A 10,859-nucleotide genomic window follows, 5' to 3' on the forward strand; every position below is an offset into this window, starting at 1 on the left:
AAAGCGCTGGGGATCGAGGCCCAAAAGGAGGGGATGAAAGGCCCCTGGCTCTGGCGACTCCCCTCGAAGATGCTCAACAACCCTGAAGATGTTCAAGCTGAAGTTGTGAGCACCTTCGGGGGGAATGAACACCTTCGGCAGGATGACGGGCCGATTTACCCGGATAATGGGGGCGTCCCGGAATTTACTGAAGATGATTTACAGACAGCGGGGTGGGTATGAAGGTTCGGATATTGGAGCCATTGACCACGCCACAAGGCGAGATACCGGCAGGCCGGATAATCAGCATACCGGATCACCTGCTTGAGCGATTGCGGGGGAAGGTCGAACCGTTGCCCTCCCCTGCATCATCAACAACAGCGACCGAAAGGGGGGCACACCGTGCCCCCTGCTACTGCTGCAAGGGGACTGACTACTGGCTGGGGGGTACGGAAAAGTACCCGCACTGGATATGCCGCAAGTGTCACCCGCCTGCACCTGGAGCGGAATGGTAAGGGTAAATGTACTTTAGTTCGGTGGCATAAGGATTCCCCCCTGGCACTTCTGCTGGGGGGGGGGTACTTTTAAACGGGGTTTATCATTATAACCAATGATTTTTTACCAGATTCGTCAACACCATCCTTGATGGCAGCACATTCATGCAGTCCAGCATCAAGCCAGCAATCTGGAGATATTTTCTCGTAGACGGTGAATGAGTTGCCAACCTTCAGCAAAGTCAATATCTGCCCTACCTCGCTTGACTTGCTGTTGTGGTCAAAACAGAGATAAATCGTATCACCCTGCCTGAAGTTATGCCGTTTTCGCCTCTTGTCGGGACTGAATAACACAGATTTAAGTTTGTTCTCCTCAAAGTAAACCGCTCCAATTTTGCGATGAACTTTAAAAACCTCCTGCCATTTCATAAAGATACCTCCAGGTAAAACAATCGATTGCTACTTATGGTCTGTAGACTTATATGCAACATTATACGAAATTATCTTCGATTTCAATGGGGTGCATTATGGGCTTGAGAAAACCCAGTTCAACACTAACCCGGATACTTGCCGAGAACCTCCGTTTCTTGAGACAGCAGAAAGCTCTATCTCAGGAAGAACTCGCAGAGCTATGTGGAATACACCGTACATATGTGGGGTCTGTCGAGCGGGAAGAGCGGAACGTCACCCTAAGCACCCTGGAACTGTTCGCCAAAGCCTTAAAAGTCAGTGTCCCAAATCTACTAACCAAGAACCTGGGGAATCATGACGACTCAAATAAGAACACCAGATGAGTATGTTTCTGCAATAAGAAACAGCGGCCATTCAATTTATAGTCCCATTCCTATCGGTAGTGAACTTTGGATACCAACCCCATCATTAGAGATACTTCTAAATCGCGAACTTGCTGGAATTAGCTTGGCTGGTTTGCCGCTCAGGACTCGGTCAAAAGTTGTAAAAGAGCACGTCTCTACTGCGTTAGGGTATCCAATCCCCTCATCATTCAAAAAGACTCAGCCTCGTTTCCCCGGACAAGACTTCGACACTTATACACAAAAATCGAATAATCTCCAAATTTGGAATGAGGAAATTACGCCTACCAGACGGTATGCTGTTATCCGTATCACGGATAGCGATATCATTACCAAGGTAAAAGTCATTTCCGGTGATGAACTGGCTCGTCTGGATACAACCGGCACCCTCACTCAAAAATATCAGGCACGGCTTATAACTGGAGCATCAACTAGCGAACTGATTTCCAATACGGATACCGTTATGTTGGCTCCTCACGTATCGACAACTGTTACCACTCGCAACTTCAGCCCAACCGATTATCCATCAACCGGGGCATTGCTGCCGATACGCACAATTTTTGAAAGACTCACTCTGCTCATTGGTCAACGCTTTGCTGATAGAGGTCGTGACCAGGAGCGTAATCGTGGTGCAGACCTCCACCGTCTTGTCTGCGAAGCCCTTGGATACGCAAATTATCAGGACAACGGGCAATTTCCGGATATTCTGCATCAACTATTAGAAGTGAAATTGCAGACTTCCCCAACCATCGACCTTGGCTTAGTAACTCCTGACAGTGCTGATGCTCTTGACGTACCTATGCTAAATGGACAACAAGTGAAACATTGTGATGTTCGGTATGCACTGTTTTATGCCACTACCAATGGGAGGGAAGTTACTTTAACTCATTTCTATCTGACGACTGGACATGCATTTTTCAGCCGATTTCCGCAATTTGGTGGAAAAGTGTTGAATAAAAAACTACAGATCCCGTTACCCGGTAACTTTTTTGGCTAGGCCGAAAGCCTGCCAAACCATACTATCCAACTGGCATTTCAGGTCTTCAATATCTTCCGAATCGATTCTGTCGTAGATTGTCTTTGCCATGGCAACAATATTCTTGGCACAGGCACTAGACGGGTCAGGCAATGGGAACTTCTCGACATATTGGGTAATGAACCGTCTTCTGCCTGCATAGAGCTTATTGCAAAAGCTGTAATCGTAAAACGATTCAATAAACGTAGAATTAGCAACCGCCGCTGCCAACCATATCAAATCAGTCTTGCCGCCCTCGCTAATAAGCCAGTAGCAATCCCCGTTAACAACAGCTCCACTCTCGTCAATCCAGAATGTGGGTTTTTCCGAAATATCCCTGAAAACAAGCTTGGTGGAATCCCATGCACCAGGGTCTTGCGGAACCCATATCTCGTACCATTTCCTACCTGCTTCGATAACGTATTCACGCCCCTCAAGTCTTTCCCTATGGCTCTGAAGATACTTTCCTGAATTAGGATACTGCGTAATATCAACTGAACGCCTGACACCATTAATAACTTCATGCGGGTAGAGGATTTGCGTATCCTTCTTGGGTTTTGCTGCCTTGTACTGTCGTGCAACGTGATGGGTTATAAGCGGCCTTAGTAGTTCTGGTAAATCGCCTTCCGTTGCAACTTGCCAGTCAGACCGAATAAACACCTTATCCGCAGTGGTCTTAACTCCCACCCTGATTTTCCCAATATCCCTAAACACCTTCCATGTATGGGCCTTGACAGTACTCAACCAATCATTACTTAACCCTGTTGAAATACGCCATATACTATCGCGTGACTCGCCACTGTCCAGAATACCATGTTGAACCTTAAACACTCTGCCATCTTCAAGCCCAACAACTCCATCGGTTGCAAGAGCTTCTATCGGGTTTGCCGCCTGAACTTCCGTGGTCTCTTCTGTCGCATAGATGGAAGTGAAAATTGGCTCCTTGGTTTCCGTACCGTTAACACCATGAGCCACTAGAACAGCAGGTAATACTGCTGCATCAAATAGCTTGGTATCACCAAAATCCCAAACCTTCAGGAGATTGTATCTATCCAAAATTGCCTTACGGACTGCATTGCCGGATTTCGTAGTCATAAACCGATTGGACACGATAACACCGGCTACCCCTTGAGATTGAAGAACCATCGACATGCCAATAATGAACGCATAATACAGATCTACGCGCCCGGTAAGTCCGAATTCTTTTGCCAAGATTTTAGCTTTATCAGCCCCTAGAATTTGCGTCCGAACATAAGGAGGATTAGCGATGATAAGGTCGTATTTTAAGGGGGTGTCATTACCGAATAAACCTATTTGGTCATGAGCACCATAACACTCCAAAACATGGGATAAGAAATCTTCGAGTTTCAGATGCAGTGTTATACTTGGGTATTTGGCCGACAAGGTTGCTATAGCGTTATTTAGAGCATTCTTGTCTGTTTCATAACCATAGACATGAATCGTTTTGGATTCCCGCTGCGGAAGATGCGCCAACAGGCTATCAAGCAATTGGCCGTCACCTATTGCAGGGTCAAAGATGTTGATTACATCCATTTCTGTAATATATTCCGCTGCCTTGATAATCTCACTAGATACAAAATCTGCTAAAAGCTGTGGGGTGTAGGTAGCTCCATCAGCCTTTTGCTTCGTCACGTTTTCGTATATTCCTTTTTGCTTCTTTGGTGCAGGGGTCATCATTTGCCTCTTCCGTTTAGTGCTACTCATAGTATTCAGGTTGTAGCCGCAAGTCAATTTAAATCAAGGCAATGCTGGCAGAGTCTACATCCAATCCTTAATCATGGGAAACCGCTCTGCGGCCCATTGCCAGCCCTGCATCTCCGCTTCATAATATTGATGCCGCAACCTCTGCCATGTCCGCTGGTGCATCCCCTTTGGCTTCAGGTAAAGCCCCTTGTCGCCACCCATCTTGGCCTTGTATTTATCCCGCTTGCTCCAGCTTCGATCAATCATGTCCTCGTTACAACTTGCATAAGTCAGCTTGAGACAATGACGGCAGGCCACATATCCGGCGTCAATAATCATTACGGCTACCCTGCGGGAACAATAGGGGCAGACAAACCAAGACCGTGAGCCACCGTAAGCGCAAGCCGTGTGCGCAAGGTAAACTGTCTTTTCCATCGGCTGCCATTCCTCGCTTGCATCTCTGCGCCACTTGCCGATAACGGTCATGCTCTCACCGGACACCATGCGGACATTTATATTGCCGGTCGGTTCACCGCCACGGTTCCATGACAACGAATAGTAGCCACTCCGCAACATTCCATGCTGCTTCAGATACCGGATGTCCAGACGCTTTGAAGCATCAACCGTTCCCTTTATACCATATCGCCAGCGATTACCAGACCCGCTACCACCCATGACGACACCTCCCGGATTTTACCGAAATCATTTGGCAAGTTCATCATCTTTATATCACAAAATAACCTGTAATGCCGCATATAATCAGGCTTTGAGTCATGTTTTGCATGTTGCATTTTTTAAGGGTAAAAATGTTAGGTTTTGTTAGGTTCGGGGAGCCCCCGAGGGGGCGGACGGGAGGCGGGTAGGCGCGGGGGCTGGCGGCATCCGGAGTGCGCGACGGGTAAAGCCAGCAGTCCGGGCCTGCCTGCCGGGTGGGCGGGGGAATCAAAAGGCATCGGGCGCGGGTTTGCACGGGTCATGCGTGAATCCGTTTTGGTCACTGGACGCAATCGCCTTTATCATGGCGGCCAGTGGCTTTTACCAAAACGAGATGAACCGATGGAGGGTCGGCCAGAAGCAGCAACTCCCCCCAAGAGTGCCCCCACCCCCCTGGGAGTTACTGTCCGGGGGGGATGCCGGGGGGTTGGGGGGTCCAGGGGGGAGGGGGACGGCGGGGGGTGCTGGCATGACCCGTGCTTCGCGCCCTACTTAGCGCCTTCAGTCTTTCATACTCACTGACGGGGTTAATTGGGCGCTTCAGGGCGCACAAAATTTGACGCCTTGGCTTCTGCGAACAATACGGAGCCTTACCCCGTTTTGTGAAGCGTCTTTCTGCCTGCGGGCGAAATACGACGCACGCAAGAGACGTGAACGGATGTTCTTCCGGGCGCGGCTCTTGTCATGGCGGCGTGTTGCGCTTGCCTCTGTCCTGCAAGGTGTAGTCTCATCGCACTTTGCGGGACGGTGTAGGTTTGGTGAGCATGACGCTGCTGGAATGGAACGAAGGGGAAACCCGGCATGTGCGGCAGTATGCACATCTCCGGGAGGGCTCCCCGTAGTGGAATGGAACGCAGGGTGATGCGAATGCCTTTCAAACTATGTCACGATCAAGGGAGAGAGTGGAGAGCCCGCGCAAAGGTTTATTGCGGGCGAATACACGAACCGGAACGACTACCCTGCTGCATCCTCTGGCGCACTCGTTTTGCTTATGGTGTGCCCTATATGTGCCCTATGAAAAGTTAAAGGGCTAGGCAATCAGCCTAACCCTCTGTTTTTATTGGAGCGGGAAACGGGATTCGAACCCGCGACCTTCAGCTTGGGAAGCTTGGTGTCATAGTATTTTGCAATATCTTCTTATTGTGTAACACCTCATTTATAAAGCTTTTTCTTGTGTGATGTTTCTTGCAGTATCGTCTTTTTTCGTGTATAGTGTGCCCTATGTGTACCCTATGAAAAACCGGGAGGGACGCCATGACCACGAAAATCAAGCTCACTAAGATCGCTGTTGACAAGCTCCCCTTTGCCGAAAAGGGAAAGCAGGTCGATTTCTATGATGCAGAACTCCCTGCCTTCGGCGTCCGTGTGTCTCATACCTCAAAGGTCTACTTTGTGCGCAAGCGGATCAATGGCAAGATGACACGGGTCAACCTTGGCAGGCATGGCGTTGTCACTGCCGACGATGCCCGCAATGATGCCAAGGACGCCTTTACCGATCTACGCAAAGGCATTGACATTAACCGGGAAAAAGCAAAATCAATGGAGCGAGGTATCACCCTGCAAAAAGTCTATGAAGACTACCAGACCGCCCGCCCTGCCATGAAAGACCGCACAAAATCCGTTGATACAAGCCTTCTCAATTGTCACCTGTCCGACTGGCTCAAAAAGCCGATACGGGACATTACCGATGATATGATAAAGCGCCGTCACCTGAAGATTGCCAAAGACTCCGGCGTGAACACCGGTAACAACGTCATGCGCCTATTCCGCCGTCTGCATCGTTTCGCCGGTCGTAGCCTCAAGGAACTTCTCGACCGGGATCTTGTCAAGGATGCACTGGAAGGGCAATGGTTCAAGGTGGATCGTCGCCAGACGGTACTCAAGGACTATGAGCTTCCGACATGGCACAAGGGAGTCCAGAAGATCAGCAATCCGGTCATACGGGATTATCTTCTGCTGCTCATGTTTACCGGCCTGCGGGAGAATGAAGGAATGTCGCTTCTCTGGGATGATGTGGATATGGAGGGTAAAACTTTCACGATCCGCAAGGAGATTGCCAAGAACAAAAAGGCGCATACCGTCCCGATGAGCGACTACCTGAAAGACCTCTTCCAGGGCAGACTTGACGCCAGGGAAAACGCTTTCGTCTTTCCCGGCACCGGCAAGAGCGGCCACCTGACCGAGACCAAGCGGCAGATTGATTTCATCGAGCGCGAAACAAAGAAGATGCTGAACGGCGTTGAGACCGACGAAGAAATGGAAAAGCTCATCAAGGAGCAGCCCGCCGACAAGATCAAACCGGGTATTCGCTTTTGTCTGCATGACCTCCGCCGGACGTTTGCCAGCATTGCCGAAAATGAAGTTTCCTATTCGGTCTTGAAGCGCCTGATGAACCACTCTGACAAGGACGTGACCCAAGGCTATATCATCTTGAGCATAGATAAGCTGCGGCTTCCGATGCAGCAGATTACAGACACGATCAAGGGAATGCTGGCGGAAAAGAAGGCCGGGAAAGTAATCCAGATGCGGGGGAAGAAAAAAGCCGCTGTCAATCAGTAGATGACACTATATGTGGTAGCAGAGCAAAAGGGCACTTTAAAGAGTGTCCTTTTCTGTTACGGGTAGTTACATATAAAAACATCTACCTTGACAATTGTTTCGTGAGTCCATATATTGTGTCATAGGATTGTGAGAGGGCTATAAGATGACACTTGACTATCACCCTATCAGCCGGTTAAATGGGCTTATACCCTGCTTTCGCAAGGTAGTGAAGGGTTTCAAGGATAACGGTGACTACTGGCTCATACTCCACTTTTATCAGGGTGGCCTGCGATCACCTCGCATACTGGATGCAGGAGATAAACAGAAGGTCAAGAAAGAACTCGCCGACTTTCTCCAGGTATGGGGGAAACCACTTTTTACCGGGCAAGTCGCGTTCTATATGAAACATGCAGAATTTAGCGACTTGTTTAATGTGTACCCTGGATCAGGAAGTTTTGACGAATATCAGAAGGAAGGTATCCAATACGAGGCGGTTTCCTTCAAAGAGTATAATGCAGGTTATGATGACCCCTGGTTTTACCGCATAGACGAAAAAAGCATTATCAAAAAGAAAGACCCAATGGACGACATCCCGTTCTGACGCGACCTCCCGCATGGGAACTTAATCGCAAAGGACATGCAGTTAATGCCGGTTTCAGCCTCCCCCAAGGGGAACTACACTGTGACCGGAACAATTCAACCTCTGCCTTTGGCCTCCCGCAAGGGAACTTTACCAAAGTGGAACATGATTCACCTTCTCGGCGGCAGCCTCCCCAATGGGGAACTTCACGGCAACCGGGAACAGCCACATAACCCTGACGCAGACCTCCCGCAAGGGAACTTCTCACACGTCGGGCGCATTGGTTAGTAGACCTCTAAAGGACAAAACGGAACAGGGCGCAATCGGGGAATTATACCAACGGCCTCCCCAGCTCACCCAGTCATGGGAATTTGAAATTATCCTCCCATCCGTCACAAAGCCTTAGAACTATATCGAACCCCAGTGTTGAGCAAGGTTGACGCCTTTCGTGCGTCCTCTGTTCAACGCTGGGGTTTTTCATTGAACCCGCCCGGAACCCCGGTGTTGACAGAGCTGAAAGGCTGTCGCATCGGGGTTTTTTGTTTCGGGCGGTCAACTAACCAACTCCCTTATTGGAGAAAATAGGAGAATAAAACAATGACTTTTCAAGCGAATGATAAATTGATGACTCAGGCAGAAGTAAAGGAAATCACCGGGCTGGCTGACAGTACCCTGGAGCAGTGGCGACTCAAAGGTAAGGGGCCGAAGTTCATCAAGCTGGGGCGGCTGGTGCGCTACCGCACTTCTGACGTCCAGGCATACATTGCCGGGCTGCAAGGCTTCAGGAGCACAACAGAAGCGGACGCGGCAAGGGCGGTGTGACATGGACTTAAACGCGAAAGCCCCGGCGGATAGGCCGGGGCAGTGCTTGAATCGAGGGATATTGATAACGGAAATTGTAGTTGGATATTACCATACATCACGCCTCCTGAAAAGCCCTCTTGTGGCAATGGAGGTGCAACATGAGCAGTGAAGAAACCTTCAAGCAGGCCATACAGTCCGCCGGGATTGAGACAGACGCGGCAATCCTGGCCGATGGAACTTTGCACCGCTTCCACGTGGCGGGCGACCGCTCCGGCAGCAAAAACGGCTGGTACGTCCTTCATGCCGATGATCCGGCAGCGGGACAATTCGGCTGCTTCAAGCGGGGGATTTCCGAGACCTGGAGCGCCAAGGCATACACAACCCTAACCCCGGAAGAGAAAGCCCGCTACACGGCCAAAATGGAGGCCGCACGTCGGCAAAGGGACGAAGAGACGGCGAAGCTTCAGGCCGAATGCCGGACATGGTGCGCCGAACGCTGGAAGCATGGCAAGGAAGCGACCAATGCACACCCGTACCTGAAGCGCAAGGGGGTACATGCCTACGGGCTGCGCCTGCTGCGTGACTCCCTCATGGTGCCGCTCTACGACACGACGCGGGCCATTCACGGGATGCAGTTCATCGGGGCGGACGGGGACAAGAAATTCAAGGTAGGCACAGCCAAACAGGGCCATTACTTCCCCATTGGCAAGCCGAAGGAAAAGACCCTGCTTGTCTGCGAGGGGTACGCCACCGGTGCGAGCCTGTACGAGGCCACCGGCTGCGGCGTGGCCGTCGCCTTCGATGCCGGAAACCTCAAGCCGGTTGCCGAAGCCCTGCGGCAGAAATACCCGGATTACCGCCTGATAATCTGCGCCGACAATGACCAATGGGGAGACATCAACACCGGCGTTATCAAGGCCACCGAAGCGGCACTTGCCGTGGCGGGGCTGCTGACAATTGCTGACATCCAGGACGCCACCGACAAGCCGACTGACTTCAACGACCTGCATCAACTGGAGGGAATTGAGGCCGTCCGGCGGCAAGTGGATCAGGCAGGGCAACCACGGCAGGATAACGGCAAGGTTGCCGCTGAACCGTCGGAAACTGCTACAAAGGAAAAACCGTTGCCCTTCACTTACCGGCGCATGTCGGATGTCGAAGCCAAACCGATCCGCTGGCTCTGGCCGGGACGGATTGCACGGGGCAAGGTCTCCATGCTGGCCGGACATCCCGGCCTGGGTAAATCTCAGCTCACGTCAAGTATGGCGGCAATCGTCTCAACTGGCAGTACGTGGCCTGCGGACAAGACGCCATGCGAGCTAGGCAACGTCTGTTTTTTATCCGCCGAAGATGATGCCGAAGATACCATCCGTCCACGACTCGAAGCGGCAGGGGCCGACCTTGACCGCGTGTACATACTTGATGCCGTTCTTGATGATACCGGCACACGACCACGCGCCTTCAACCTGGCAAGCGACCTTCACCGGCTGGGGGAAATGCTCGCGCATATCGGCGACGTGGCCTTGATCGTCATTGACCCAATCACTGCCTATCTGGGGGGCACGGACAGCCACAAGAACGCCGACATCCGGGCGTTGCTCTCCCCGCTGGGGGAACTTGCCGCAAAGCATGGGGCGGCTGTTGTCTGCGTCTCTCACCTCAACAAGGGGGGCAGTGGTGAAGCCCTCATGCGCGTGACCGGCAGCCTGGCCTTTGTTGCGGCGTCACGGGCGGCTTACCTGATAGCACGGGACAAAGAGGATAACCACCGTCGGCTTTTCCTCCCCCTCAAGAACAACATCGGCAACGATCAAAGCGGGCTGGCCTTTTGCGTTGAATCTCACAGCCTGGCGGGCGGTATCGAGACTTCCCGCGTAAGCTGGGAGGGTGAGCCCGTCGCAATAACCGCCGATGAAGCAATGTCACCACAGGGAGACCCGGAAGAGCGGAGCGCCTTGGATGACGCCAAGGAGTTTTTGAGCAACCTGCTTGCCGATGGGCCGGTTTCATCAAGGATAATCAAAGGGGATGCAGAAGGCGCGGGGCACTCATGGCAGACCGTCCGACGGGCACAAAAAGCGCTGGGGATCGAGGCCCAAAAGGAGGGGATGAAAGGCCCCTGGCTCTGGCGACTCCCCTCGAAGATGCTCAACAACCCTGAAGATGTTCAAGCTGAAGTTGTGAGCACCTTCGGGGGGAATGAACACCTTCGGCAG

Annotated in this window: 10 protein-coding genes; 7 read left to right on the top strand and 3 right to left on the bottom strand. The window is 51.6% G+C overall.

Translation table 11 applies throughout. From position 1 onward, the window contains the following. Positions 1–222 (top strand): hypothetical protein (locus tag RCH91_RS21030; RefSeq protein WP_306537392.1); only part of this gene is annotated, 222 nt, incomplete at its 5' end. Positions 223–563: 341 nt separating this feature from the next. On the opposite strand, the gene RCH91_RS21035 is transcribed toward RCH91_RS21030, so the two are convergent. Then, positions 564–902: a hypothetical protein gene (locus RCH91_RS21035; protein ID WP_306537394.1), complete on the bottom strand. Its 339-nt coding sequence runs from the start codon at positions 900–902 to the stop codon at positions 564–566. Positions 903–1,000: 98 nt separating this feature from the next. Here RCH91_RS21035 and RCH91_RS21040 point away from each other — a divergent pair, with 98 nt between their 5' ends. Further along, a complete protein-coding gene (locus RCH91_RS21040; RefSeq protein WP_306537396.1) occupies positions 1,001–1,267 on the top strand; it encodes a helix-turn-helix domain-containing protein in 267 nt (88 codons plus the stop codon). Continuing rightward, positions 1,239–2,282 carry a hypothetical protein gene (locus RCH91_RS21045; protein WP_306537398.1) on the top strand — a complete coding sequence of 348 codons (1,044 nt, stop codon included), beginning with the start codon at positions 1,239–1,241 and terminating at the stop codon, positions 2,280–2,282. The genes RCH91_RS21040 and RCH91_RS21045 overlap by 29 nt, the downstream gene beginning before the upstream one ends. Here the strand turns inward: RCH91_RS21045 and RCH91_RS21050 are convergent. Continuing rightward, entirely contained in the window at positions 2,259–3,998 is a 1,740-nt protein-coding gene (locus tag RCH91_RS21050; RefSeq protein WP_306537400.1) for an Eco57I restriction-modification methylase domain-containing protein, read from the bottom strand. The two genes, RCH91_RS21045 and RCH91_RS21050, sit on opposite strands and share 24 nt — an antisense overlap. An 81-nt stretch (positions 3,999–4,079) precedes the next feature. Beyond that, complete coding sequence (locus RCH91_RS21055) at positions 4,080–4,679, bottom strand: hypothetical protein (RefSeq protein ID WP_306537402.1); 600 nt, start codon at positions 4,677–4,679, stop codon at positions 4,080–4,082. Positions 4,680–5,972: 1,293 nt separating this feature from the next. Here RCH91_RS21055 and RCH91_RS21060 point away from each other — a divergent pair. The 4 genes from RCH91_RS21060 to RCH91_RS21075 all read left to right on the top strand — a co-directional run. Then, positions 5,973–7,277: an integrase family protein gene (locus RCH91_RS21060; protein WP_306537404.1), complete on the top strand. Its 1,305-nt coding sequence runs from the start codon at positions 5,973–5,975 to the stop codon at positions 7,275–7,277. Positions 7,278–7,422: 145 nt separating this feature from the next. Next, positions 7,423–7,860, top strand: a complete 438-nt coding sequence (locus tag RCH91_RS21065; protein ID WP_306537406.1) for a hypothetical protein — start codon at positions 7,423–7,425, stop codon at positions 7,858–7,860. Positions 7,861–8,436: 576 nt separating this feature from the next. Then, complete coding sequence (locus RCH91_RS21070) at positions 8,437–8,661, top strand: AlpA family transcriptional regulator (protein WP_306537408.1); 225 nt, start codon at positions 8,437–8,439, stop codon at positions 8,659–8,661. Positions 8,662–8,801: 140 nt separating this feature from the next. After that, positions 8,802–10,859, top strand: a 2,058-nt coding sequence (locus RCH91_RS21075) for an AAA family ATPase (RefSeq protein WP_306537410.1), incomplete at its 3' end; no start/stop codon positions are given.

The organism is Geobacter sp. (assembly GCF_030834625.1).
Taxonomy (GTDB): domain Bacteria; phylum Desulfobacterota; class Desulfuromonadia; order Geobacterales; family Geobacteraceae; genus Geobacter.